Genomic DNA, 25,133 nt, shown 5'->3' on the forward strand with positions numbered 1-25,133 from the left:
GGCTTCCCACGGCGAGCCGTGAACGTGACGGGCTCTTCTTGCGCTCTTTGTCAACTCTGCGACCTGGGATTTCTCGTGTCAAGCGAGCGCCTGGCCGCCCGGACCGACCACTGGCCGGGTGGGTCGATACTATGTTTGCTCTACCGGTTGTAGTTCAAGGAGATCTCCTCCATGTCCCCCTTCTCGCGTGCTCTCCTCGCCGTATGCTCGGCGCTGGTCCTGACCGGATGCGCCGGGAACGTCGGAGGGTCGGGGCAGCCGGAGTCCGATGACACCCGGTTCGTCGCCGGCGACGGCAAGGTCCAGGTGTTCGAGGCCGGTGACCGCAAGCCCGCTCCCGTCGTCGAGGGGCAGACCCTTGAGGGCACGGCCACGAAGATGGCCGCCGGCAAGGTCACGGTGATCAATTTCTGGGCCTCGTGGTGCGCGCCGTGCCGGGCCGAAGGGCCGACGCTCAAGGACGTCGCCGCCCGCACCAAGGCCGACGGCGTCGACTTCCTGGGCATCAACTTCAAGGACCAGAAGGCCGCCGCCACCGCCTACGACGCGCAGCTCACGCCGGGCTACCCGAGCATCCACGACCAGAGCGGCAAGGTGCTGCTCGGCTTCTCCGGCACGGTCCCGCCCGCCGCCATCCCCTCGACGCTCATCATCGACCGGGAGGGGCGGATCGCGGCCCGCGCCCTGGGGGCCGTGAAGTACCAGGCTCTCCTCGACGCCGTGACCAAGGTCTCCAGTGAATCTCGCTGACACCGTCGCCTCCGGGTCGCTGCTGGTCGCGCTGCCGATCGCGCTGCTCGCGGGCCTGGTGTCGTTCCTGTCGCCCTGCGTGTTGCCGCTGGTGCCGGGCTATCTGTCGTACGTGACCGGCATGAGCGCCGACCCCAAGCGGGGGCGGCTGGTGCTGGGCTCGGCATTGTTCGTGCTCGGGTTCGCCCTCGTCTTCGTGCTGGGCGGCGCGTTGTTCGGCGGGCTCGGGGCGGCGATGCTCGGCAACGCCGAGGTGATCACGCGGGTGCTGGGCGTGGTCACGATCGTGATGGGGCTGGCCTTCATCGGCATCATCCCCGGCATGCAGCGCGACTTCCGCATCCACAAGGCGCCGGCGGCCGGGCTCGCCGGGGCGCCGCTGCTGGGTATCGTGTTCGGGCTCGGCTGGACGCCGTGCATCGGCCCCACGCTGGCCGTCGTGCTGACCCTCTCGGTCGATCAGGGCAGCGCCGCCAGGGGCGCGCTGCTCGCGTTCGGCTACGCACTCGGGCTCGGGCTGCCGTTCGTGGCGGCCGGGCTCGCCTACCGCAAGGCGCTCCACACGTTCCGCGCGGTGCGCCGACACACCCAGCTCATCACGCGGATCGGAGGAGCCATGCTGGTCGCCGTCGGGCTGCTGCTGGTCACCGGTCTGTGGGGTGAGCTCATCGCCGGTCTCCAGGTGTGGATCGGCGGATTCGAGCCGGTGATATGACACTGACCGACGAAGAGAAGACGACCGGCAACGGCCCCGCGGGGCTGGGCGTGGTCGGCTGGCTGCGCTGGGGCTGGCGGGTGCTCACCTCGATGCGCACCGCCCTCATCCTGCTGTTCCTGCTGGCCCTGGCCTCGGTGCCCGGGTCGCTCTACCCGCAGCGCGGGGTCGATCCGGGCGCGGTCGCCCGCTACTTCCAGAACGATCCCACCAAGGCCGAGTGGCTCGACCGGTTCTCGCTGTTCGACGTCTTCACCTCGCCCTGGTTCGCGGCGATCTACCTGCTGCTGTTCCTGTCGCTGATCGGCTGCGTGCTGCCGCGCACGATGGTGCACCTGAAGGAGATGCGGCGTACGCCGCCGCCCGCGCCGCGCAACCTGTCGCGGCTGCCGCACCACGCCGACATCGAAGGCGACCTCGCCTCGGCCGAGGCCTACCTGCGGTCGAAGCGCTGGCGGGTGGTCACCGGCGACGGCTGGGTGTCGGCCGAGAAGGGGCACCTGCGCGAGACCGGCAACCTGCTCTTCCACGTCGCGCTGCTCGTGCTGCTGGTCGCCGTCGGGGTGGGCGGGCTGTTCGGCTACCGGGGCAACGTGCTCGTGGTCGAGGGCGACGGGTTCGCGAACACGGTGGCGGCCTACGACCGTTATCTGCCCGGGTCGCAGGTGTCGCCCGAGGACCTGCAGCCGTTCTCGTTCACGCTCAAGGACTTCCAGGCGAGCTACATCGGGCCCGGCCACGAGAAGCAGGGCCAGCCGCTCGACTACTTCGCCAAGCTCACCGTGCAGGACTCGCCGAGCTCGCCGGAGCGCGAGTTCACCCTCCGGGTCAACGAGCCGCTCGACGCCGACGGCGCGCTGACGTACCTGATCGGGCACGGCTACGCCCCCACGTTCCGGATCACCGGCGGCGACGGGAAGGTCGCCTTCGAGGGCGCGGTGCCGTGCCTGGTGAACGACACCTCGACCTACGAGTCGGAATGCGTCATCAAGGTGCCCGACGCGGCCCCCGACCAGCTGGCCTTCCTGGGCCGGTTCCTGCCCTCCACGGTGCCGAACGGCGCCGAGTGGTTGTCGGTCTTCCCGGGCGCGGTCAACCCGACCGTGCAGATCTGGCCGTTCAAGGGCGACCTGGGGCTCGACGCGGGAACCCCTCAGTCGGTGTACGACCTGAGCGGCCACCAGAACCTCAAGCCGCTCGGCCAGATGACCGCCTCGCCGAAGCCGATGGCCGTCGGCGAGGCCGTCGACCTGCCCGACGCGGCGGGGAAGATCGAGTTCACCGGTGTGAAGGAGTGGATCACCCTCCAGACCACCTACGACCCGGGCCGTTTCCCGGCCCTGCTCGCCTCCGGCGCCGCCATCCTCGGCCTGCTGCTGTCCCTGCTCATCCACCGCCGCCGCGTATGGGTGCGGGTAAGGGACGGAGGGGTCACGGTGGGAGGATTGACGCGCACCGAGGGCGGAGACTTCGGCGAGGAGTTCGCCGAGCTGACGAAAGCCCTGGAACACCACGCTCGCGCAGAGGTGAAGGATGTCTCCTGATCGTTTGGCCACGTTGAGCGACCAGCTCGTGCTGGCCGCCATTCTCCTCTACCTGGCCGCGATGATCGGCTACGCCCTGGAGCTGGCCTTCGGCCGGGTCACCGAGACGGTCAGGGAGCGCCGTCTGGCGACCGTCGGCGGCCCGTCCGACGACCTGCCCGAGCCCGAGCCCGCGCCGGAACCCGCGTCGTGGGCCCCCAAGGCGGGCCTGGTCGGCACCGGCGCCATGTGGCTCGGCTGGGCCGCCAACGTGGGCGCGACGCTCACGCGCGGCCTGGCGGTCGACCGCTGGCCGTGGGGCAACATGTACGAGTTCGTCGTCGCCATGCTGCTCGCGGCCGTGACGGTGTTCCTGCTGCTGCAGGTGCGCTATCCGGTGCGGTTCCTCGGCGCGTTCGTCGGCGTGGTCGCCGCGATCGGCCTCGGCTTCGCGGTCCGCGTCCTCTACACGCAGGCCGGCCCGGTCGTGCCCGCGCTCGACTCGTACTGGGTGGCCATCCACGTCACCGCCGCCGTCGCGGCCAGCGGCCTGTTCATCGTCGGCGCGGCCGCCGCGGGGCTGTTCCTGGTGCGCAAGGAGGGCCCGTCGCGGCTGCCGTCGCGGGCCGACCTCGAACGCGTCGCCCACCGGGTCATCGTCATCGCGTTCCCGGTCTGGACGTTCGCCGTCATCTCGGGCGCGCTCTGGGCCGACAAGGCGTGGGGCCGCTACTGGGGCTGGGACCCGAAGGAGGTCTGGGCGTTCATCACCTGGGTGGCCTACGCCGCCTACCTGCACGCCCGCGCGACCGCCGGCTGGAAGGGCAAGGCCGCGATGATCGTCTCGCTGATCGCGTTCGCCTGCCTGATGTTCAACCTGGTCGGGGTGAACATCTTCATCGGCGGCCTGCACTCCTACGCCGACGTGAAGTAACCGCCGGTCAGTCCTCTTCGCGCAGCTTGCGCTCCAGGCTGCGCAGGAAGTCGGGGTCGTCGTCGGGACCCCTCGGCGCCTCGGGAGGCGGTGAGGGGAGCAGGTTCTGCCCGGGGGTGATCGGCTCGGGCACCGGTCGCCCGGCGAGCAGCCACAACACGCCGCCCATCGCCGGAATCATCACGACCAGAACCCACGCGGCCTTGGGGAGGGTCCGCACGATCTCCGGGGGAGTGGTGATGACGTCGAAGAGGCAGTAGAGCCAGAAGGCCAGCAGCGCCAGCCCGACAACCACGTTCGCCATTCCAACACGGTATGCCATCCCATGGCCTGATCGTGTTGCGTCTTGCATAGCGACCGACGAAGCGGGATGACTCGGACCAGACGGGCATCGTACGCTGCATCGGTACAGCACCTTGCCGACGCAAAGAGAGGTGCGATGGCGCAGCAGGGCGACAGGGGCCGCCACCGGCGAGGGAATCGGTGGTGGCAGCGGAGCCACGCAGGGGCCGGCTATGTCTCCCGTCGCGGGGCGGAGGCGACGCAGGAACGCATCGAAACAGTGGTCACCGACAGATGGGCCGACGTCCCGAGGGCCGTCGAGACCCCGGTGACCGCCCCGGTCGTGGACCGTCCGCAGTACACCTGGCGCGACTTCGAGCTGGACGACCAGCCCGCCCGCGCCGAGCCGCACCACCCCGACAGCCCCGACTACCGTGACGGCCGCCGCAACTGCGGCGCCCTGGAGACGATCCTCTACCGGCAGTGGGACGCCATGGACGGCCCCCCGCCCCCGGATGTCATCCGCGCCGTCGACAGCCTGGCACGGTTACCCGACCGCCTGAAGGAGATGCTGGCGGTCGGCCTCGACGGCATCTACGTCGGCCCCGGTGGCGTGCCCGACCTCGACGACATGGGCTACCTGCGGGGCGCCCCGCTCCCCAGCGGCCGCGCGACCTGGGACATCTGCGCCGGCGCGTACGGCGACCGGAAGATCGTGGTCGGCGATCGCCCCAGCCCCACGCCCGATGTGATGATGCACGAAGTCGGTCATGCGCTGGACGACGTGGACTCCCGTCCGGGAGAGTGGGTCTCGGACTCACCCGAGTTCGCCGCCCTCTACGACGAGTGCATCCCCCATCTGGCCTCCGCCTTCCACAAGCAGTCCGGAGAACTCGGCCGCAAGGAGTTCTTCGCCGACGCCTTCGCCGCCATAGCGTCGAGGCAGCGTCCCGCCCTGATAGACATGCTGGGTGGCGACACCCGCACGGCACTCAACGTCATGCTCTTCTTCAACAGGCGCTACGGAATCTAGGTAGGTCCCCTGATGTTCGTGATCCGGCTCGCTGACGGCACGCTGCGGGTCCCGCAGTCGTTGACCAGCGACGACGGCCGCCTGATCGGCAACGCGTATGTCGAGATAGCGCCCGGCGAGCCGGACTACGACCAGTGGCTGGAAGAGTCCATCACCGAGGAGGAAGAAGCCGACCGCCGCAGAAGATGGCAAGAAGAGAATGATGCTCTAGAACAAGAATTCCTAGCCTTCAAGGCAGAGCAGGAAAAATAACAAGCGAGCGGTGGTGCAATTTCACATGCCACCAAGTGGTCAAATATTTAAATAAAACTAGGCCGTCGGCGGAAATACCCAGGCCAGATCCATGAATTGCCGCAGCGCGCCGGCGTCTGGACTGAGGAGCGCAGGGGAGCGAAGCGACCCGGAGCGACGAGGGAAGACGCCGGATATAAGCGCGAGGACCCCGCGCCGAAGGCGCGGCTTCAGACACGTACCGTTCCCGTGGTTTTTCTCTCCCTCGGCGCCGTAGGCGCCTCAGAACAGAGAAAAGGCGCGGCTTCGGGTACGCCGCGCCTCTCTGCTTCTTCCCGTGGAGCTCTATCCGTTCGGCTTGTCGGCCGTCAAGACGTCTTCTCCACGGAGAAGGGCGTGCACTTCCGACTCGCGGAAACGCCGGTGCCCTCCGGGGGTACGGATGCTGCTGATTCGCCCCGCCGCGGCCCAGCGAGTCACGGTCTTCGGGTCGACCCGGAAGAGGGCGGCAACCTCTCCAGGGGTCAGCAGTCGCTCGCTGCTACTCTCCACAATCTCTCCCCCTCGCATCCCGCGTCATGCAGCGGGCGGACAGGTAACCAGTGTGCCGAGCGAAGCCTGATTTATCCGTGGTTTTCAGAGAAGATCACGGGATGTTACCGGCTCAGTGCCCGATTGTTATATGATAGAGCCTCTTTGGGGCGCTCATGGGTGTTTCTTTACGAAAGCGCCGTGATGGGCACACTAGCAGCGCTCGTGCCGGATGCGAAGAGAGTCCGCCATACGGGACAGTGACGTAACCTCTACGGCGTGCATCCGGTAATCGTCTACACCCTGTCCCGCCTGGGCCTGTTCGCCGTCGCCCTGGGCGTCCTCTATCTGCTGGGTCTGCGGACCTACGTGTTGCTCGCAGTGGCCGTGGTGCTGAGCGGGCTCGCCAGTTACGTTCTGCTGTCGAAGCAGCGGGACGCGGTCAGCGAGAAGATCAGCGACAAGAGGCGCCAGCCCGAGGGCTAGTCAGGGCATCGGGAACATTCCGACTCGGGCATGGTACTCGTGCCCGAGCTTCGTGGTGTCGCTTCCCACCAAAAGCCCCTTCTTTACCGGGAGAAAGGCCTTCACCCCGATTCCTCTCTCCCGGCCGGGATTGAACCCGAGCGCCTTTCCGGTACGTGGATGGAGCGCCGCGATGCCCTCTCGCGCGACCGCTCCCGGACCGGCGGAGTCCTTTCCCAGCGGGTTGTCCATCCAGCGTTGGTGCCCTCCGACGTAAACGGCCGCGCCGGTGATGGCGACGCTGTAGAGCGAATCGCCGCCCGTGTGGTTGACCCATGTCGGCTTCACGTTCGCGCCTTTCGCGTACGTCTCGAAGCGCGCCGCGGTGTCGCAGAGTTTCCCCGTCTTGGGCGCCGCGCCTCCGGTGGTGACGACCACGAAATAGGAGCCGTCGGGGGAGACGTCGAGTCCGCGTACATAGGAGGGAAAACCGTCGCGGCAATGGGGGGCGTAGGCATTGGTGCGCCATCGGGCGACCCTGCCGGTCTTCAGATCGATCTGGCCGAGCTGGTCGCGCGGCTGCCCGCCGAGGGTGGTGAAGGAGCCGTCGAGAATCAGCCGGTCTTTCGTCGCCGCCATCGCGTGGACCTTCGGATCGCCTTCTGACCGGCCGCCGCCGACGGCGACGGTGAACGCGGGGTCGACGGCCCCGGTCGCGGCGTCGAGGCGGGCCAGGGCGGTGCGCTGGGCGCGGCCGATGTGGGAGAAGTCACCCCCGACGTAGAGGTGCGCGCCCCGGCGTACAAGAGAGGTGATCTCGCCGCCGTAGGCGGCGCCCCCGAACGACGCGACCGGGACGCCCGACGGGACGGAGAAGGCGGCGAGGCCCCGGGAGAAGGAGCCGCCGGCGTAGACCGTGCCGTCGGCGCCGGCCGCGAGCGCGTTGACCGCGCCGTCGAGGAAGGGGGCGAAGGGGGAGATCCGGCCGGTCGTCAGGTCGAAGGCGAACAGGTTGGTGCGGCGCAGGGTGGACGTGCCCGACTTCACCGAGGAGAACTCGCCGCCGACGACCACGGTGTTCCCCACCAGCGCGAACGCGTTGACGATCCCGTCCAAGACGTGGGGCGTGTGGTTCACCGGATTCGGCGACACGACCGAGGGGTGACGGATGCCCGCCCAGGCCGGAGTGGCCACGAGCGCGAGAGCGCTTACTGTGATCATGAATCTGGCACGCATGGCCAAGTCCTAGCAGACGCAGAGTAATCAACGCACTACGTTGCGCACATTCGACCGGGCATGGCGTGACGGTGTGTGAGGTCGTCCTAGGCTGGGCACCATGACGCGCGCTTCGCTGGACAAACAGCCCCATGAGGTCGCGGCCATGTTCGACCGCACGGCCGCGCGCTACGACCTGGTCAACGACGTGCTGTCGCTCGGCCAGGACCGGCTGTGGCGGCGGGCGACCGCGTCCGCGATCGACGCCGGCCCGGGCGAGCTGGTGCTCGACCTGGCGGCCGGCACCGGCACCTCGACCGACGCGTTCACCCAGCTCGGGGCGCGTGCCATCGCCTGCGACTTCTCGATCGGCATGCTGCAGACCGGCGTGCGGCGGCGGGGTTCGTCGGGGCTGAGCGGCGGCGTCGCGGGTGTGACGTTCGTCGCGGGCGACGCGCTGCGGCTGCCGTTCGCCGACGGGGTGTTCGACGCGGTCACGATCTCGTTCGGGCTGCGCAACGTCGCCGACACCCGGCAGGCGCTGGAGGAGATGCTGCGGGTGACCCGTCCCGGCGGGCGGCTCGTGGTGTGCGAGTTCTCCCGGCCGAAGCCGAAGGCGTTCGACACGGTCTACACGCAGTATCTGATGCGCCTGCTGCCGGTGGTGGCCCGCGCGGTCAGCTCCAACCCCGACTCCTACGAATACCTCGCCGAGTCCATCCGCGACTGGCACGACCAGAAGAGCCTCGCGGCGGTCGTCCAGAGCGCCGGGTGGAAGCGGGTGGCGTGGCGTGACCTGAGCATGGGGATCGTGGCGCTGCACCGGGGCATCCGACCGGAAAAGTCATGAAATTTGCACCGGCACGCCAGGTAGAACGATGTTTTCGTCACGACTGTGCATGTTTACCCGCCGGTAGGTGTCTACCCCCTGACGAAGGTGTCGGAAGAGGGACTAGACTGCGGCGCGACAAGTTTGTGAAGTAGTTCACAAAGGCACGAAAGGCTCAGCCTACACGGTCTGCGGCCCCAAGAAACTCAAAAGGACAGGACAGGTCCCCTCGTGAGCGAGCCAGCCCTTGCGGCGCGGCGGAGCGAGACCGATGCCGACGTGATCGTCGTCGGCGCCGGCCCCGCCGGATCGACGACCGCGTTTTATCTGGCGCAGTCCGGGCTGTCGGTCCTGTTGCTGGAGAAGACGACCTTCCCCAGGGAGAAGGTCTGCGGCGACGGCCTGACCCCCCGCGCGGTCAAGGAACTGCTCGCGATGGGCGTCAACGTCGACGCGCCCGGCTGGATCAGGAACAAGGGCCTGCGCGTCGTCGGCGGCGGTCTGTCGTTCGAGCTCGACTGGCCTGAGTTGTCCGACTTCCCCGACTTCGGGCTCGTCCGCACGCGCAAGGACTTCGACGTCATCCTGGCCGACCACGCCGTGTCGAAGGGCGTCACCCTGCTCCAGGGCGTGAACGTGACCGCCCCGGTGATCGACGAGCGCAGCGGCCACGTCGTCGGGGTGAAGACCGCCTCGGGCGACGTCTACCGCTCCCGCCTGGTGATCGCGGCCGACGGCAACTCCACCCGCATCTCCCTGGCCATGGGCCTGCACAAGCGCGAAGACCGCCCGATCGGGGTCGCGGTCCGCACCTATTACACGAGCCCCCGCCACACCGACGACTACCTCGAGACCTGGCTGGAGCTGTACGACGGCGAACGCCTGCTGCCCGGCTACGGCTGGGTCTTCGGCGTCGGCGACGGCACCTCCAACGTGGGCCTCGGGCTGCTCAACACCAGTGAGGCGTTCAAGAAGATCGACTACCGCGACCTGCTCCGGCGCTGGACCAAGAACATGCCGGCCGAGTGGGGCTTCGTCGAAGAGAACATGGTCGGCCCGATCCGGGGTGCCGCGCTGCCGATGGCCTTCAACCGGCAGCCCCACTACACCCGGGGCCTGGTTCTCGTCGGCGACGCCGGTGGGATGATCAACCCTTTCAACGGCGAGGGCATCGCGTACGCGATGGAGACCGGCCGCATCGCGGCCGACGCCGTGGTGACCGCGCTCGCCCAGCCGACCCCCGCCGCGCGCGAGCGGGTCCTGCGGGCCTATCCGCGGATACTCAAAGACGCGTACGGCGGATATTTCACTCTGGGCCGGGCCTTCGTCGAGGCGATCGGCAAACCAGGCGTGATGAACTTCCTGACGCGGCACGCGCTGCCCCACCCCCGGTTGATGAGGTTCGGCCTGAAACTCCTGGGCAACCTGACCGACCACGGTGGCGACGCGTCAGACCGGATCATCAACGCCCTGTCGAAGGTCGCGCCGTCGGCATGACACCACTGGATCGAAGAATCATGACCACATTCACCGAGAGGACGCCTTAAGCGATGGAGCTCTACGCCCCCATCCTGGTGCTCGCGGTCCTCGGGGCGGGATTCGCCGTCTTCTCCGTGAGCATCGCCCCGTTCACCGGGCCGAAGAGGTGGAACCGCGCCAAGCTCGACGCGTACGAGTGCGGTATCGACCCCACGCCGCAGCCGATCGGCGGCGGCCGGTTCCCGCTGAAGTACATGATCACAGCGATGCTCTTCATCGTCTTCGACATCGAGATCATCTTCCTCTACCCGTGGGCCGTGGCCTTCGACAAGCTCGGGGTCTTCGGTCTGGTCGAGATGGTGCTGTTCATCGTCACCGTGCTCGTGGCGTACGCCTACGTGTGGCGGCGTCGCGGATTGGACTGGGACTAATGGGCCTTGAAGAGAAACTGCCCAGCGGCTTCGCGCTGACCACCGTCGAGCAGGTCGCCGGCTGGGCGCGCAAGAACTCCGTCTGGCCGGCCACCTTCGGTCTCGCGTGCTGCGCGATCGAGCTCATGTCCACCGGTGGCCCCAAGCACGACCTGGCCCGCTTCGGCATGGAGCGCGCCTCCGCGTCGCCCCGCCAGGCCGACCTGATGATCGTGGCCGGTCGCCTGTCGCAGAAGATGGCGCCGGTGCTGCGCCAGATCTACGACCAGATGGCCGAGCCCAAGTGGGTCATCTCCATGGGCGTGTGCGCCTCGTCCGGCGGCATGTTCAACAACTACGCGGTGGTCCAGGGCGTCGACCACGTCGTGCCCGTCGACATCTACCTGCCCGGCTGCCCGCCGCGGCCCGAGATGCTCATCGACGCGATCGTCAAGCTGCACGACAAGATCCAGAACATGAAGTTCGGCGCCCACAGGGAGAAGCAGGTCGAGGAGCTCGAGCTCCAGGCGCTGCGGACCCTGCCGCTCATCGACCAGGGAGGGCAGAAATGAGCGACAACCTTCCTGAGGTCCCGGAGCAGCCGATCGCCCGGACCGGCATGTTCGGAACCTCCGGCACCGGCGACACCTCCGGCTACGGCGGCCTCGTGGTCCGCCGCCCGGCGCCGGTCTCCAGCCCGCGCCCCTACGGGAGCTACTTCGACGAGATCGTCGACGGCCTCGACCACGAGGGCGTCGAGCGGGTCGTCGTCGACCGCGGCGAGCTGACCCTCCACGTGGCGCGCGAGCACCTCGTCGAGGTCATGCAGAAGCTGCGCGACGACCCCGCCCTGCGGTTCGAGCTGTCCCTGGGCGTCTCGGGGGTGCACTACCCCCACGAGACCGGGTCGGAGCTGCGCGCGGTCTACCACCTGTGCTCGATCACCCACAACCGCCGCGTGCGGGTGGAGTGCGCGACGCCCGACACCGACCGGCACATCCCGTCGACGGTCTCGGTCTACCCGACGCACAACTGGCACGAGCGGGAGACCTACGACTTCTTCGGCATCGTCTTCGACGGGCACCCGGGTCTCACCCGGATCGAGATGCCCGACGACTGGGAGGGCCACCCGCAGCGCAAGGACTACCCGCTGGGCGGCATCCCGGTCGAATACCGCGGCGCCGAGATCCCCGCGCCGGACCAGAGGAGGTCGTACGCATGACTCAGGAAGCGACCGAAGGCAAGGTCTACGACGTCGCGGGCCAGGACTGGGACAAGCTCACCGAGGCGGTGGCCGAGTCTTCCGAGGAGCGGCTGGTCATCAACATGGGCCCGCAGCACCCGTCGACCCACGGCGTGCTCCGGCTCGTGCTCACCCTCGACGGTGAGACGGTGACCGAGGCCCGGACCGTCATCGGCTACCTGCACACGGGCATCGAGAAGAACCTCGAATACCGCACCTGGACGCAGGGCGTCACGTTCGTGACGCGCATGGACTACCTGTCGCCGATCTTCAACGAGGCGACCTACTGCCTGGGCGTGGAGCGCCTCCTCGGCATCGAGGACCGCATCCCCGACCGGGCGCAGGCGATCCGGGTGCTCACGATGGAGCTCACCCGCATCTCCTCCCACCTGATGGCGATCTGCACCTACGGCATGGAGCTCGGGGCCACCACCCCGTTCCTCTACGGCCTGCGCGAGCGCGAGATGGTGCTCGACATCATGGAGTACATCACCGGGCTCCGGATGAACATGGCCTACATCCGGCCGGGCGGCGTCAGCGTCGACCTGCCGGCGGGCGCCGTCGACAAGATCGGCGAGCTGCTCAAGGTCATGCCCGAGCGGATCAAGGACATGCGCAAGATCCTGGACGCCAACCCGGTCTACACCCGGCGTACCAAGGACATCGCCTACCTCGACCTGACCGGCTGCATGGCGCTGGGCATCACCGGCCCGGTGCTCAAGGCCGCCGGCCTGCCGTGGGACCTGCGCAAGTCGCAGCCCTACTGCGGCTACGAGACCTACGACTTCGAGATCGCCACCCAGACCTCCTGCGACGTCTACGGGCGCTACCAGGTCCGGGTCTCGGAGATGGAGGAGTCGCTGAAGCTGATCGAGCAGGCGCTCGACCGGCTCACCGGGCCGCTGAAGAACCAGCCCGTCATGATCGAGGACAAGAAGATCGGCTGGCCGGCGCAGCTCGCGCTCGGCCCCGACGGCCTCGGCAACTCGCCCGCCCACATCGCGCACATCATGAGCAGCTCGATGGAGGCCCTGATCCACCACTTCAAGCTGGTGACCGAGGGCTTCCGGGTGCCGGCCGGCCAGGCGTACGTGCCGGTCGAGTCGCCCCGCGGCGAGCTGGGCGCCCACGTGGTGAGCGACGGCGGCACCCGGCCCTTCCGGGTCCACTTCCGCGACCCGTCCTTCACGAACCTGCAGGCCGTGCCGGCCATGTGCGAAGGCGGTTACATCGCCGACGTCATTTCGGCGGTGGCCTCGCTCGACCCCGTCATGGGAGGTGTGGACCGATGACCTACTCCCCAGAGGTCCGCGAGCGTCTCGAACTGGACGCCAAGGAGATCATCGGCAAGTACCCCAAGGCCCGGTCGGCGCTGCTCCCGCTGCTCCACCTGGTCCAGTCGGAGGACGGCTACGTCTCCGACGCCGGTCAGGAGTTCTGCGCCGAGATGCTGGGCCTGTCGAAGGCCGAGGTCGTCGGCGTCTCGACGTTCTACACGATGTACAAGCGCAAGCCCGCCGGTGACTACCACGTCGGCGTCTGCATCAACACCCTGTGCGCGGTGATGGGCGGCGACCAGATCTGGGAGGAGCTCAGCGAGCACACCGGCATCGGGCACGAGGAGGCCACCTCCGACGGCAAGGTGTCGCTGGAGCGCATCGAGTGCAACGCGGCCTGCGACTTCGCGCCGGTGATGATGGTGAACTGGGAGTTCTTCGACAACCAGACGCCCGAGTCGGCCAAGCAGCTCGTCGACGACCTGCGGGCCGGCAAGCCCGTGGTCCCGACCCGCGGCCCCGGCCGGCTCTGCACCTTCAAGGAGACCTCGCGGGTGCTCTCGGGCCTGCCCGACGAGCTCGCCGGCGAGGGTCCCTCGGCCGCCGGTCCCTCCCTTGAGGGCCTGCGCGTCGCCAAGGCCAACGGCTGGGAGGCTCCCAAGTGACCACGCTGACTCCGGTCCTCACCAAGAACTGGGACCTGCCCAACTCCTTCACGCTGGAGGGCTACGGCGACTACTCCGCCGCCCGCAGCGCGCTGGCGATGGACCCCGACGCGATCATCCAGGCGGTCAAGGACTCCGGTCTGCGCGGCCGCGGCGGCGCGGGCTTCCCGACCGGCATGAAGTGGGGCTTCATCCCGCAGGGTGACGGCAAGCCCCACTACCTCGTCGTGAACGCCGACGAGTCGGAGCCGGGCACCTGCAAAGACATCCCGCTGATGATGGCCAATCCGCATTCCCTCATCGAGGGCGTGATCATCACGGCGTTCGCCATCCGGGCCAACTACGCCTTCATCTACATCCGCGGCGAGGTCGTCCACGTCATCCGGCGGGTGCAGGCGGCGGTGCGCGAGGCGTACGAGAAGGGCTACATCGGGCGCGGCATCTTCGGCAGCGGCTACGACCTGGAGATCGTCGTGCACAGCGGCGCCGGGGCGTACATCTGCGGCGAGGAGACGGCGCTGCTCGACTCGCTGGAGGGCTTCCGGGGCCAGCCCCGGCTCAAGCCGCCGTTCCCGGCCGTCGCGGGCCTCTACGCCGCGCCGACGGTCGTGAACAACGTCGAGTCGATCGCCTCGGTCCCCTCGATCGTGGCCAACGGCGCCGAGTGGTTCGCCGGCATGGGCACCGAGAAGTCCAAGGGCTTCGGCATCTTCTCGCTGAGCGGCCACGTCACCCGTCCGGGCCAGTACGAAGCCCCGCTGGGCATCACCCTGCGGGAACTGCTCGACATGGCGGGCGGCATCCGCGAGGGCCACCGGCTGAAGTTCTGGACGCCGGGCGGCTCCTCGACGCCGATCTTCACCGACGAGCACCTCGACGTGCCGCTCGACTTCGAGTCGGTCGGCGCCAAGGGCTCCATGCTCGGCACCCGCGCGCTGCAGATCTTCGACGAGACCACCTGCGTGGTCCGGGCGACGCTGCGCTGGACCGAGTTCTACGCCCACGAGTCGTGCGGCAAGTGCACCCCCTGCCGTGAGGGCACCTTCTGGCTCAAGCAGGTGCTCAAGCGGCTGGAGAAGGGTCAGGGCACCGAAGACGACCTGACCACGATCACCGACATCGCCGACAACATCCTGGGCCGGTCGTTCTGCGCCCTGGGCGACGGCGCGACGAGCCCGATCTACTCCTCGGTGCAGCACTTCCGCGACGAATACCTCAAGCACTTCGAGATCGGCGGCTGCCCGTTCGATCCCGCACTCGCAACCGTGTGGGGGAGCAAGTGACCATCCAAGCAACCCAGCCCGAGGAGCGCGCGGTCGTCGAGATGGTCACCCTGACCATCGACGGCTTCCAGGTCAGCGTGCCGAAGGGCACGATGATCATCCGGGCGGCCGAGCTGCTGGGGATCCAGATCCCCCGCTTCTGCGACCACCCGCTGCTCGACCCGGCGGCCAACTGCCGCCAGTGTCTCGTCGACATCCCCGACGCGGGCAACGGCCGGGGCTTCCCCAAGCCGCAGCCCTCGTGCGCGATCGAGGTCGCCCAGGGCATGGTCGTGCAGAGCCAGCTCACCTCGCCGGTCGCCGAGAAGGCGCAGCGCGGCGTGATGGAGATGCTGCTGCTCAACCACCCGCTCGACTGCCCGGTCTGCGACAAGGGCGGCGAGTGCCCCCTGCAGAACCAGGCGATGTCCAACGGGCAGGGCGAGTCGCGGTTCGTCGAGCAGAAGCGCACCTTCGAGAAGCCGATCGCGTTGTCGACCGAGGTGCTGCTCGACCGTGAGCGCTGCGTGCAGTGCGCACGCTGCCTGCGCTTCTCCGACCAGATCGCGGGCGACCCGTTCATCGAGTTCTTCGAGCGCGGGGCCAAGGAGCAGGTGGGCGTCGCCGACGGCGAGCCGTTCCAGTCCTACTTCTCCGGCAACACCGTCCAGATCTGCCCGGTGGGCGCGCTGACCGGCTCGGCCTACCGCTTCCGGTCGCGCCCGTTCGACCTGGTCTCCCAGCCGAGCGCGTGCGAGCACTGCGCCTCCGGCTGCTCCCTGCGCACCGACCACCGGCGCGGCAAGGTCACCCGCCGCCTCGCCGGCGACGACCCGCAGGTCAACGAGGAGTGGAACTGCGACAAGGGCCGGTGGGCGTTCTCCTACGCCACCCAGCCCGACCGGCTGCGCAGCCCGCTGGTCCGCAACGACGAGGGCGTGCTGGTCCCGGCCTCCTGGCCGGAGGCCTTCGCGGCCGTCGCCGCCGGGCTCGCGGGCCGCAAGGCCGGCGTGCTCACCGGCGGCCGGCTGACCGTCGAGGACGCCTACGCCTACAGCAAGTTCGCGCGGGTCGCCCTCGGCACCAACGACATCGACATGCGGGCCCGTCCCCACTCCGCCGAGGAGGCCCAGTTCCTGGCCCACTCGGTGGCCGGCAAGGGCATCGAGATCTCCTACGCCGACCTCGAGAACGCCCCGGCCGTGCTGCTGGCCGGGTTCGAGCCCGAGGAGGAGTCGCCCATCGTCTTCCTGCGGCTGCGCAAGGCGGCCCAGAAGAAGGGGCTCAAGGTCTACTCGCTGGCGCCGTTCGCCACGCCGGGCCTGGCCAAGATGGGCGGCACCCTGATCCGGACCGTCCCCGGCGCCGAGGCCGAGTCGATCGGGGAGCTCATCTCCGACGGCGTCAAGCTTCCCGCGGGCACGATCATCATGGCCGGTGAGCGGCTGGCCTCGGCCAAGGGCGCGCTGTCGGCCCTGGTCCGGCTGGCCGGCTCGACCGGCGCCCGGCTGGCCTGGGTGCCGCGCCGGGCCGGTGAGCGCGGCGCCGTCGAGGCGGGCGCGCTGCCCAACCTGCTGCCGATCGGCCGCCCGGTCGACGACGAGGCCGCCCGCGCCGAGGTCGCCCGCCTCTGGAACGTCGCCTCGCTGCCGGCCCAGGTCGGCCTCGACACGAGCGAGATCCTGCGGGCCGCCCTCGACGAGCGGCTCGACGCGCTGGTCATCGCGGGCGTCGACCCGAACGACCTGCCCGACCCCGAGCTCGCGTTGCGGGCCCTGGAGAACACGCCGTTCATCGTCAGCCTGGAGATCCGGGCCAGCGCCGTCACCGACCGCGCCGACGTGGTGCTGCCGGTCGCGGCGGTCGCCGAGAAGGCCGGCACGTTCGTCGACTGGGAGGGCCGCGGCCGCTCCTTCGAGGCGTCCGTCCCGCAGCCCGGTCTGATGAGCGACCTGCGCGCCATCGCCGCCATCGCCGACGCGATGGACGTCCACCTGGGCCTGCCCGACGTCGCCGCGGTCCGCCGCGAGCTCGGCGCCCTGGGCGCCTACAAGGGCGGTCGCCCCGTGGCGCCGAGCGTCACCGGCGGCACGGTCGCCGAGCCCGGCGCGGGCGAGGCGGTCCTGGCGAGCTGGCACCTGCTGCTCGACGACGGCAAGCTGCAGGACGGCGAGCCGTTCCTCGCGGGCACCGCCCGCGACGCGGTCGCGCTGCTGTCCCCGGCCACCGCCGCCGAGATCGGCGCGGTCGACAAGGTCAGCGTCAACGGCGTCATCCTGCCGCTGCGGATCGCCGACCTGCCCGACCGGGTCGTCTGGGTGCCGGCCAACTCCGGCGGAGTCTCGGTCACCCGCGACGTGCGGGCCGAGGCGGGCGACGTCGTCACGATCGGAAGTGCCTCATGAGCCTCCTGACAACGGCCAGCGTGCTGGCCGCCCCGGCCGCGCCGGGCAGCCCCGGCCCCGGCCTGGCCGACTTCGGCCACGATCCCGTGTGGATCAGCATCATCAAGGGCCTGGTCATCTTCGTCTTCCTGCTGCTGGGCGTGCTGTTCGGCGTGTGGCTGGAGCGCAAGCTCATCTCGCGCATGCAGCACCGCTACGGCCCCAACCGGGCGGGCAAGTTCGGCCTCCTCCAGACCGTCGCCGACGGTCTGAAGATGGGCCTCAAGGAAGACCTGATGCCCCGCAAGGTCGACAAGGTCATCTTCTTCCTGGCGCCGGTGGTCATCTCGGTGCCGGCGATCCTGGCCTACTCGGTCATCCCGATGGGCCCGGTCGTCTCGATGTTCGGCCACCAGACGCCGCTCCAGCTGACCGACATGCCGGTCGCCGTCCTGTTCATCCTCGCGATGTCCTCGATCGGCGTCTACGGCATCGTGCTGGCCGGGTGGGCGTCCAAGTCGCCCTACGCGATCCTCGGCGGGCTGCGCTCGTCGGCCCAGGTGGTCTCCTACGAGATCGCGATGGGCCTGTCGTTCGTGGCGGTCTTCCTGTACGCCGGCACGCTCTCCACCTCCGAGATCGTCGCCAAGCAGGCCGACGGCGGCACCGCGACGCTCTTCGGCGTCGACGTCCCGCTGCCCAGCTGGTACGCCATCCTGCTGATCCCGTCGTTCCTCATCTACGCGATGACGATGTTCGGCGAGGTCAACCGGGTGCCCTTCGACCTCCCCGAGGGCGAGGGCGAGCTGGTCGCCGGCTACCACACCGAATACAGCTCCTCGCTGAAGTTCGCGATGTTCCAGCTGGCCGAATACGTCAACGTGTTCGTGGTCTCCGGTGTGATGGTCACGCTGTTCCTCGGCGGCTGGCGGGCCCCCTGGCCCATCTCGATCTGGGACGGCGCGAACGTCGGCTGGCTGCCGCTGCTGTGGTTCTTCGTCAAGATCGTGCTGATCTTCTGCTTCTTCGTCTGGGTCCGCGCCTCGCTGCCGCGGGTCCGCTACGACCAGCTCATGGCCTTCGGCTGGAAGGTCCTGATCCCGCTGAACCTGGCGTGGATCCTGCTGGTCGCCACCTTCCGCGCGCTGCGTGTCGAACAGAGCACCCCGGTCTTCATCCTGATGGCCATCGTGGTGGTCGGCGCCCTCGCGGTCTTCTTCCGATTCGACACCGTGCAGCAGCGCCGCCGCGAGGCCCGCGCCGAGCAGGTCGAGGAGGAGTTCGAGCAGCTCCGCGAGGAGCCCACCGCCGGTGGATTCCCGGTCCCGCCGCTGGATCTGCCGCACTACCACGGGGCGAATCGCAAGGAGGTCCCCAGTGCCTAAGTTCGACTGGCTGAACCCCGTCAAGGGATTCGGCGTCACCTTCCACCACATGTTCAAGAAGCCGGTGACGGTGAACTACCCGGAGGAGAAGCGGCCCACGGCGCCGCGTTTCCACGGGCGGCACCAGCTCAACCGGTGGCCCGACGGCCTCGAGAAGTGCGTCGGCTGCGAACTGTGCGCGTGGGCCTGTCCCGCCGACGCCATCTTCGTGGAGGGCGCCGACAACACCGACGAGGAGCGCTTCTCGCCGGGTGAGCGTTACGGCCGGACGTACCAGATCAACTACGCGCGCTGCATCCTGTGCGGGTTGTGCATCGAGGCGTGCCCCACGCGGGCGCTCACGATGACCAACGAGTACGAACTGGCCGACTCCAGCCGCGAGGCGCTCATCTACACCAAGGAGATGCTGCTCGCCCCGCTCACCGCGGGCATGGAGCAGCCGCCCCACGCGATGCGCCTCGGCGAGACCGAAGACGACTACTACCGACTGGGACGCGACAATGGGTGAGACCATCACGTTCTGGGTGCTCGCCGTCGTCTCCGTCAGCGCGGCGCTCGGGCTCGTCTTCAGCCGCAAGGCCGTCTACTGCGCCTTGATGCTCGGCGTGGTGATGCTCTCGCTGGCGGTCCTCTACGCGGTCCAGGACGCCCCGTTCCTGGCGGCGGTGCAGATCATCGTCTACACCGGCGCCGTGATGATGTTGTTCCTGTTCGTGCTGATGCTGGTCGGCGTCGACTCGTCCGACTCGCTGGTCGAGACGATCAGGGGCCAGCGGTTCTGGGCGATCGTCGCCGGGCTCGCCTTCGCCGCCCTGGTGGCGCTGGGCATCGGCAACGTGGTGTTCGCCCCGGCCACCGGCCTCGGCGCGGTGAACGCGGCGGGCAACGTGCCGTCGCTGGCCGAGCTGATCTTCACGCGCTACGTGTTCGCCTTCGAGGTCACCTCGGCGCTGCTGATCACCGCGGCGCTGGGCGCGATGGTGCTGGCCCACCGCGAGCGCCTGGAGCAGCGCGCCACCCAGCGGGAACTGTCCCGCGAGCGCTTCGTCAAGTACGGCGAGGAGGGCATCGACCCCTCGCCGCTGCCCGGCCCCGGCACCTACGCCCGCGCCAACGCGATCGACATGCCCGCGCTGCTGCCCGACGGCAAGATCTCCAAGCTGTCGGTCAACCGCTACATCGCCAGGTACGAGGCCGAAGAAGGCACCATCGACCCGAAGGTGGCCGAGATCCTGGAAGGTGAGGACAAGTGACCACCCACTACCTCGTGCTCAGCGCGCTGCTGTTCGCGATCGGCGGGATCGGCGTCCTCGTACGGCGCAACGCCATCGTCGTGTTCATGTGCGTGGAGCTCATGCTCAACGCGTGCAACCTGGCGTTCGTCACCTTCGCCCGCCAGAACGGCAACGTCGACGGCCAGGTCATCGCCTTCTTCGTGATGATCGTGGCCGCCGCCGAGGTCGTCATCGGCCTGGCCATCATCGTGACGATCTTCCGAACCCGCAGGTCCGCGTCGGTCGACGACGCCAGCCTGCTGAAGTACTAAGAGGTGGCCGTGGAACCCGCAGAGATCCTGTCGCACGCCGGCGGGGGTGCGATCAGCCTGGCCTGGCTGATGATCGTGCTGCCCCTCGCCGGTGCCGCGATTCTCCTTATCGGTGGCCGCGCCACGAACAAGTGGGGCCACCTCCTTGGCGTGCTCATGTCGGTCGGCGCCTTCGTGGTGGCGGCCCTCGTGTTCCTCCAGCTGATCGGGCTCGACCCGGCGCAGCGCCGCCAGTCGGTGAACCTCTACGAGTTCATCCCGGGCGTGGCGAACATCGGGCTCCTGATCGACCCGCTGTCGATCTCGTTCTGCCTGCTGATCACGTTCGTCGGCTCGCTGATCCACGTCTACTCGATCGGCTACATGTCGCACGACCCGGACAGGCGGCGGTTCTTCGCCTACCTGAACCTGTTCGTCGCGGCGATGCTGCTGCTGGTGCTGGCCGACAACTACGTCGCCCTGTTCATCGGCTGGGAGGGCGTGGGCCTCGCGTCCTACCTGCTGATCGGCTTCTGGCAGTACAAGCCGTCGGCGGCGGTGGCCGCCAAGAAGGCGTTCGTGGTCAACCGGGTCGGTGACTTCGGCCTGCTGGTCGCGATGTTCCTGATCTTCGCTCAGTTCGGCACGCTGTCGTACGCCGAAGTGTTCCCGAACGCCGCCCAGGCCAGCCAGGGGGTGCAGACCGCGATCGGCCTGCTGCTCCTGCTCGGCGCGTGCGGCAAGTCGGCCCAGCTGCCGCTGCAGTCGTGGCTCCTCGACGCGATGGAGGGCCCGACCCCGGTCTCGGCCCTCATCCACGCCGCGACGATGGTCACCGCCGGCGTCTACCTGGTGGTCCGCTCGGGCGCCGCGTTCTTCCCCGAGGGCAGCACGGCCGGTCTGGTCGTGACGATCGTCGGTGTGGCCACGCTGCTGGCCGGTGCGATCATCGGTACGGCCAAGGACGACATCAAGAAGGGCCTGGCCGGCTCGACGATGTCGCAGATCGGCTACATGATGCTCGCCGCGGGCATCGGCCCGGCCGGTTACGCCTTCGCCATCGCCCACCTCATCACCCACGGCTTCTTCAAGGCCGACCTGTTCCTCGGCGCGGGCTCGGTCATGCACGCCATGAACGACGAGGTCGACATGCGGCGCTACGGCGGCCTGCGCAAGCTGCTGCCGATCACGTTCGTCACCTTCTTCATCGGCTACCTGGCGATCATCGGCTTCCCGCTGCTGTCCGGTTACTTCACCAAGGACGGCATCATCGAGTCGGTCATGCACCACAACGCGATCCTCGGCTGGCTCGCGGTGCTGGGCGCCGGCATCACCGGCTTCTACATGACCCGCATGGTCGTGATGACCTTCTTCGGCCCGAAGCGCTGGGACGAGAAGGCCCACCCGCACGAGTCGCCGGCCGTGATGACCTGGCCGCTGATCATCCTGTCGGTCTTCTCGGTCGGCCTGGGCGCCTACCTGATCCTCAGCAACCGCCTGCTGGTCTTCCTCGCCCCGGCCGTCGGCCAGCCCGCCGAACTGCCGGTGTTCCACCCGTTCAGCGTCCCGGGCCTGACCACGCTGGCCCTGGTCGCCGTCGGCGCCGGGATCGCGATCGCCAAGTACGGCCGGTCCGAGGTGCCGGTCGTGCAACCGCGCGGCTCGTTCCTCACCGTCTTCGCCCGTCGTGACCTCTACGGCGACGCCCTCAACGAGGCGCTGTTCATGCGCCCCGGCCAGTGGCTCACCCGCCTGGCGGTCTTCTTCGACAACCGGGGCATCGACGGCGTGGTCAACGGCCTGGCGGCCGGTGTCGGCGGATCCTCCGGCAGGCTGCGGAAGATCCAGACCGGCTACGTCCGGTCGTACGCCCTGTCGATATTCGTCGGCGCCGCCGTGCTGGCCGGCGCCTGGTTCGTGGTTGGGACCCTGTGATGACCGCCATCCCGTGGCTTTCGATCCTGATGGGCGTGTCCGTCCTGGGCGCGCTCGGCGTGTCGTTCCTCAAGAACGACAAGCTCGCCAAGCAGGCGACGCTCGGCGTCTCGCTGCTCGTGCTGGTGCTGGCCGTCGTGATGACGGTCGGCTTCAGCCCCAACGGCGACCGGTTCCAGTACGCCGAGACGTATGACTGGATCCCCTCCTTCGGCGTCCACTACGCGGTGGCCGTCGACGGCGTGGCGCTGGTGCTGATCCTGCTGTCGGCCGTGCTGGTGCCGATCGTCGTGCTGGCCTCCTGGCACGACGCCGAGCAGGGCAAGCGCTCGGTCCGGACCTACTTCGCGCTGCTCCTGGTGCTCGAAGCGATGATGATCGGCGTCTTCGCGGCGACCGACGTCTTCCTGTTCTACGTGTTCTTCGAGGCCATGCTGATCCCGATGTACTTCATGATCGGGTCGTACGGCGGCGCACAGCGGTCCTACGCGGCGGTCAAGTTCCTGCTCTACTCGCTCTTCGGCGGCCTGCTGATGCTGGTGGCCGTGATCGCGCTCTACAACGTGGCCGACAAGAACAGCTTCCTGTTCCCCGACCTCATCGGCGCGGTCACCGACCCGACGACGCAGAAGTGGCTCTTCCTGGGCTTCTTCGTCGCGTTCGCGATCAAGGCCCCGCTCTGGCCGGTGCACACCTGGTTGCCCGACGCCGCCGCGCAGGCCCCGGCCGGCGCCGCGGTGCTGCTCGTGGGCGTGCTCGACAAGGTCGGCACCTACGGCATGTTGCGGTTCTGCCTGGAGCTGTTCCCCGACGCGGCCAAGTGGGCGACCCCGGTCGTCATCGCGTTGTCGGTGATCGGCATCGTCTACGGCGCCATCGTGGCGATCGGTCAGACCGACATCAAGCGGCTCATCGCGTACACCTCGATCTCGCACTTCGGGTTCATCACGATGGGCGTGTTCGCGATGACCACCACCGCGGCCTCGGGCGCGACCCTCTACATGGTCAACCACGGGTTCTCGACCGGTGTGCTGTTCCTGGTGGCGGGCTTCCTGATCTACCGCCGCGGCTCGCAGTTCATCGCCGACTACGGCGGCGTGCAGAAGGTCGCCCCGCTGCTGGCGGGCGCGTTCCTGATCGCGGGTCTGTCGGGTCTGTCGCTGCCCGGTCTGAGCACGTTCGTCAGCGAGTTCATGGTGCTCCTGGGCACCTTCGAGCGCTACGCCGTCCCGGCCATCATCGGCACGACCGGCGTCATCCTCGCCGCCATCTACATCCTGTGGATGTACCAGCGCACCATGAACGGCCCCACCGCCGAGTCGGTCGCCGAGATGAAGGACCTCAACGGGCGCGAACGCTGGGTCGTCGCGCCGCTGATCGCCCTGATCGTCGTCTTGGGCTTTTTCCCCAAGCCGCTTCTCGACGTGATCAACCCCGCGGTCAAGGAGTCGCTCGTCAACGTGAAGGTCACCGACCCGGCTCCGGTCGTCGCTGTTAAGGAGGGCCAGTGATCACGGCTCCCACCATCGAGTACTTCGCTCTGGCCCCGCTGCTGATCATCTTCGGCGCGGCCGTGATCGGGGTGCTCGTCGAGGCGTTCGCGCCTCGCTACCTGCGGCGGGCGGTCCACGTCCCGCTGACGCTGCTGTCGCTGGTCGGCGCGTTCGCGCTGGTCATCCTGCAGACCGTCCGCGGCGTTCCGACGACCCCGGCGGCGATGGGCTCGGTCGCGGTCGACGGCCCGACCCTGTTCATCTGGGGCACCATCCTGGTGCTGTCGTTCGTCAGCATCCTGCTGATCAACGACGAGGAGCAGTTCGTCCCTTCGGCGGCGGCCGTCCCCGGCTCCGCCGAGGAGGAGAAGGCGATCACCGAGGGCGCGGCGCACACCGAGGTCTACCCGCTGGCGCTGTTCGCCATCGGCGGCATGCTGCTGTTCCCGGCCTCCAACGACCTGCTCATCATGTTCGTCGCGCTCGAGGTCATGTCGCTGCCGCTCTACCTGCTGTGCGGGCTGGCGCGCCGCCGCCGCCTGCTGTCGCAGGAGGCGTCGGTCAAGTACTTCCTGCTCGGCGCGTTCTCCTCGGCCTTCTTCCTGTACGGCACCGCGCTGCTGTACGGCTTCGCCGGCACCGTCGACCTGGTCGGCATCTCCCGCGCCCTGGCCACCGCCGGCGGCACGGAGACCCTGCTGCTCGTCGGCACGGCCATGCTGGGCGTCGGCCTGCTCTTCAAGATCGGCGCCGCGCCCTTCCAGGCGTGGAAGCCCGACGTCTACCAGGGCGCCCCGACCCCGATCACCGCGCTGATGGCCTCCGGAACCCTGGTGGCCGCCTTCGGCGCCGTGCTGCGGGTCTTCTGGGTCGCGCTGGGCAACGACAGCTGGAACTGGCAGCCCATCATGTGGGGCGTCGCCGCCCTGACGATGGTGGTCGGCTCGATCCTGGCGATCACCCAGACCGACATCAAGCGCATGCTGGCCTACTCCTCGATCGCCCACGCGGGCTTCCTGCTCGTCGGCGTCATGGCCGTCGGCGAGAAGGGCCAGAACGCGCTGGCGCTGTCGGGCCTGCTGTTCTACCTGGTCACCTACGGCATCACCACGGTCGGCGCGTTCGCCGTCGTGACGCTCGTGCGCGACCCGGGCGGCGAGGCGTGGCACCTGTCGCGCTGGGCCGGTCTCGGCAAGCGGTCGCCGAAGCTGGCGGGCCTGTTCGCCTTCTTCCTGCTGGCCTTCGCCGGAATCCCGCTCACCAGCGGCTTCTTCGGCAAGTACGCCGTCTTCAGGTCGGCCGTCGCCCTCGGCGAGGGCTGGCTGACCGGCCTGGTCGTGCTGGCGGTCGTGGCCTCGGCCGCGGCGGCGTTCTTCTACGTCCGGGTGATCGTGCTGATGTTCTTCAGCGACCCCTCGGCCGACGGCCCCACCGTCGTGACCCCGTCGTGGGCCACGTCGACTGTGGTCGGCTTCTCGGCATTCGCTACGGTAGCCCTGGGGGTTTTCCCGCAGCCTGTCCTCGATCTGGCGGAAAAGGCTGCGAAGTCATTGTTCGTGCAATAAGG

General features: G+C 68.7%; 26 protein-coding genes. 23 read left to right on the forward strand and 3 right to left on the reverse strand.

All coding sequences use genetic code 11. The features are described from left to right. Positions 1–171 precede the first annotated feature (171 nt). The 4 genes from AW271_RS27865 to ccsB are packed head-to-tail and all read left to right on the forward strand — an operon-like array spanning position 172 to position 3,922. Complete coding sequence (locus tag AW271_RS27865; protein WP_062340561.1) at positions 172–750, forward strand: TlpA family protein disulfide reductase; 579 nt, start codon at positions 172–174, stop codon at positions 748–750. Beyond that, positions 737–1,465: a cytochrome c biogenesis CcdA family protein gene (locus tag AW271_RS27870; protein WP_062340562.1), complete on the forward strand. Its 729-nt coding sequence runs from the start codon at positions 737–739 to the stop codon at positions 1,463–1,465. The genes AW271_RS27865 and AW271_RS27870 overlap by 14 nt, the downstream gene beginning before the upstream one ends. Then, positions 1,462–3,009, forward strand: coding sequence for a cytochrome c biogenesis protein ResB (gene resB / locus AW271_RS27875; protein ID WP_062340563.1), 1,548 nt, complete (start codon positions 1,462–1,464; stop codon positions 3,007–3,009). Before AW271_RS27870 ends, resB begins: the two co-directional genes overlap by 4 nt. Further along, on the forward strand, positions 2,999–3,922 hold the full coding sequence (gene ccsB, locus AW271_RS27880; protein ID WP_062340564.1) for a c-type cytochrome biogenesis protein CcsB: 924 nt from the start codon (positions 2,999–3,001) through the stop codon (positions 3,920–3,922). The genes resB and ccsB overlap by 11 nt, the downstream gene beginning before the upstream one ends. A gap of 7 nt (positions 3,923–3,929) precedes the next feature. Here ccsB and AW271_RS27885 read toward each other — a convergent pair whose 3' ends face one another. Further along, complete coding sequence (locus tag AW271_RS27885; protein WP_061300486.1) at positions 3,930–4,226, reverse strand: PLDc N-terminal domain-containing protein; 297 nt, start codon at positions 4,224–4,226, stop codon at positions 3,930–3,932. Positions 4,227–4,484: 258 nt separating this feature from the next. Between AW271_RS27885 and AW271_RS27890 the strand changes: the two genes are divergently transcribed. Both AW271_RS27890 and AW271_RS27895 read left to right on the forward strand, forming a co-directional pair. Next, positions 4,485–5,237: a hypothetical protein gene (locus tag AW271_RS27890; protein WP_245653235.1), complete on the forward strand. Its 753-nt coding sequence runs from the start codon at positions 4,485–4,487 to the stop codon at positions 5,235–5,237. A 12-nt stretch (positions 5,238–5,249) separates the two neighbouring features. After that, positions 5,250–5,489, forward strand: a complete 240-nt coding sequence (locus AW271_RS27895; protein WP_062340566.1) for a hypothetical protein — start codon at positions 5,250–5,252, stop codon at positions 5,487–5,489. A gap of 324 nt (positions 5,490–5,813) precedes the next feature. On the opposite strand, the gene AW271_RS38985 is transcribed toward AW271_RS27895, so the two are convergent. Further along, positions 5,814–6,038, reverse strand: a complete 225-nt coding sequence (locus tag AW271_RS38985; RefSeq protein ID WP_030456135.1) for a BldC family transcriptional regulator — start codon at positions 6,036–6,038, stop codon at positions 5,814–5,816. Between the two features lie 240 nt (positions 6,039–6,278). Here AW271_RS38985 and AW271_RS27900 point away from each other — a divergent pair, with 240 nt between their 5' ends. Further along, positions 6,279–6,485, forward strand: coding sequence for a DUF4229 domain-containing protein (locus tag AW271_RS27900; RefSeq protein ID WP_062340567.1), 207 nt, complete (start codon positions 6,279–6,281; stop codon positions 6,483–6,485). On the opposite strand, the gene AW271_RS27905 is transcribed toward AW271_RS27900, so the two are convergent. Further along, positions 6,486–7,700 (reverse strand): NHL repeat-containing protein, encoded by a 1,215-nt coding sequence (locus AW271_RS27905; RefSeq protein WP_062340649.1) that lies wholly within the window; start codon positions 7,698–7,700, stop codon positions 6,486–6,488. 100 nt (positions 7,701–7,800) lie between these two features. On the opposite strand from AW271_RS27905, the gene AW271_RS27910 reads away from it, so the two are divergent. From AW271_RS27910 to nuoN, 16 genes are all read left to right on the forward strand, one after another. Next, a complete protein-coding gene (locus AW271_RS27910) occupies positions 7,801–8,529 on the forward strand; it encodes a demethylmenaquinone methyltransferase (RefSeq protein WP_062340568.1) in 729 nt (242 codons plus the stop codon). A 210-nt stretch (positions 8,530–8,739) separates the two neighbouring features. After that, a complete protein-coding gene (locus tag AW271_RS27915; RefSeq protein ID WP_062340569.1) occupies positions 8,740–10,005 on the forward strand; it encodes a geranylgeranyl reductase family protein in 1,266 nt (421 codons plus the stop codon). 53 nt (positions 10,006–10,058) lie between these two features. Next, positions 10,059–10,418, forward strand: a complete 360-nt coding sequence (locus AW271_RS27920) for an NADH-quinone oxidoreductase subunit A (RefSeq protein WP_030456130.1) — start codon at positions 10,059–10,061, stop codon at positions 10,416–10,418. After that, positions 10,418–10,969, forward strand: a complete 552-nt coding sequence (locus AW271_RS27925; RefSeq protein ID WP_062340570.1) for a NuoB/complex I 20 kDa subunit family protein — start codon at positions 10,418–10,420, stop codon at positions 10,967–10,969. Before AW271_RS27920 ends, AW271_RS27925 begins: the two co-directional genes overlap by 1 nt. Beyond that, on the forward strand, positions 10,966–11,619 hold the full coding sequence (locus AW271_RS27930) for an NADH-quinone oxidoreductase subunit C (protein WP_062340571.1): 654 nt from the start codon (positions 10,966–10,968) through the stop codon (positions 11,617–11,619). The genes AW271_RS27925 and AW271_RS27930 overlap by 4 nt, the downstream gene beginning before the upstream one ends. Continuing rightward, positions 11,616–12,932 (forward strand): NADH-quinone oxidoreductase subunit D, encoded by a 1,317-nt coding sequence (locus AW271_RS27935; protein ID WP_062340572.1) that lies wholly within the window; start codon positions 11,616–11,618, stop codon positions 12,930–12,932. Before AW271_RS27930 ends, AW271_RS27935 begins: the two co-directional genes overlap by 4 nt. Beyond that, positions 12,929–13,582, forward strand: coding sequence for an NADH-quinone oxidoreductase subunit NuoE (gene nuoE, locus AW271_RS27940; RefSeq protein ID WP_062340573.1), 654 nt, complete (start codon positions 12,929–12,931; stop codon positions 13,580–13,582). Before AW271_RS27935 ends, nuoE begins: the two co-directional genes overlap by 4 nt. Then, positions 13,579–14,865, forward strand: a complete 1,287-nt coding sequence (nuoF, locus tag AW271_RS27945; protein WP_062340574.1) for an NADH-quinone oxidoreductase subunit NuoF — start codon at positions 13,579–13,581, stop codon at positions 14,863–14,865. The genes nuoE and nuoF overlap by 4 nt, the downstream gene beginning before the upstream one ends. Next, complete coding sequence (locus tag AW271_RS27950; protein ID WP_083977317.1) at positions 14,862–17,249, forward strand: NADH-quinone oxidoreductase subunit G; 2,388 nt, start codon at positions 14,862–14,864, stop codon at positions 17,247–17,249. Before nuoF ends, AW271_RS27950 begins: the two co-directional genes overlap by 4 nt. A gap of 5 nt (positions 17,250–17,254) precedes the next feature. After that, on the forward strand, positions 17,255–18,613 hold the full coding sequence (gene nuoH / locus AW271_RS27955; RefSeq protein ID WP_439649013.1) for an NADH-quinone oxidoreductase subunit NuoH: 1,359 nt from the start codon (positions 17,255–17,257) through the stop codon (positions 18,611–18,613). Further along, positions 18,606–19,121: an NADH-quinone oxidoreductase subunit NuoI gene (gene nuoI / locus AW271_RS27960; protein WP_083974024.1), complete on the forward strand. Its 516-nt coding sequence runs from the start codon at positions 18,606–18,608 to the stop codon at positions 19,119–19,121. The genes nuoH and nuoI overlap by 8 nt, the downstream gene beginning before the upstream one ends. Beyond that, positions 19,114–19,866: an NADH-quinone oxidoreductase subunit J gene (locus tag AW271_RS27965; RefSeq protein WP_062340576.1), complete on the forward strand. Its 753-nt coding sequence runs from the start codon at positions 19,114–19,116 to the stop codon at positions 19,864–19,866. Before nuoI ends, AW271_RS27965 begins: the two co-directional genes overlap by 8 nt. Further along, positions 19,863–20,159, forward strand: a complete 297-nt coding sequence (nuoK, locus tag AW271_RS27970) for an NADH-quinone oxidoreductase subunit NuoK (RefSeq protein WP_030456120.1) — start codon at positions 19,863–19,865, stop codon at positions 20,157–20,159. Before AW271_RS27965 ends, nuoK begins: the two co-directional genes overlap by 4 nt. Positions 20,160–20,168: 9 nt before the next feature. Then, positions 20,169–22,073, forward strand: coding sequence for an NADH-quinone oxidoreductase subunit L (gene nuoL, locus AW271_RS27975; RefSeq protein WP_439649012.1), 1,905 nt, complete (start codon positions 20,169–20,171; stop codon positions 22,071–22,073). After that, on the forward strand, positions 22,073–23,584 hold the full coding sequence (locus AW271_RS27980; RefSeq protein WP_062340577.1) for an NADH-quinone oxidoreductase subunit M: 1,512 nt from the start codon (positions 22,073–22,075) through the stop codon (positions 23,582–23,584). Before nuoL ends, AW271_RS27980 begins: the two co-directional genes overlap by 1 nt. Further along, positions 23,581–25,131 carry an NADH-quinone oxidoreductase subunit NuoN gene (gene nuoN, locus AW271_RS27985; RefSeq protein ID WP_062340578.1) on the forward strand — a complete coding sequence of 517 codons (1,551 nt, stop codon included), beginning with the start codon at positions 23,581–23,583 and terminating at the stop codon, positions 25,129–25,131. The genes AW271_RS27980 and nuoN overlap by 4 nt, the downstream gene beginning before the upstream one ends. Positions 25,132–25,133 lie beyond the last annotated feature (2 nt).

The organism is Herbidospora sakaeratensis (genome assembly GCF_001570525.1).
GTDB lineage: Bacteria > Actinomycetota > Actinomycetes > Streptosporangiales > Streptosporangiaceae > Herbidospora > Herbidospora sakaeratensis.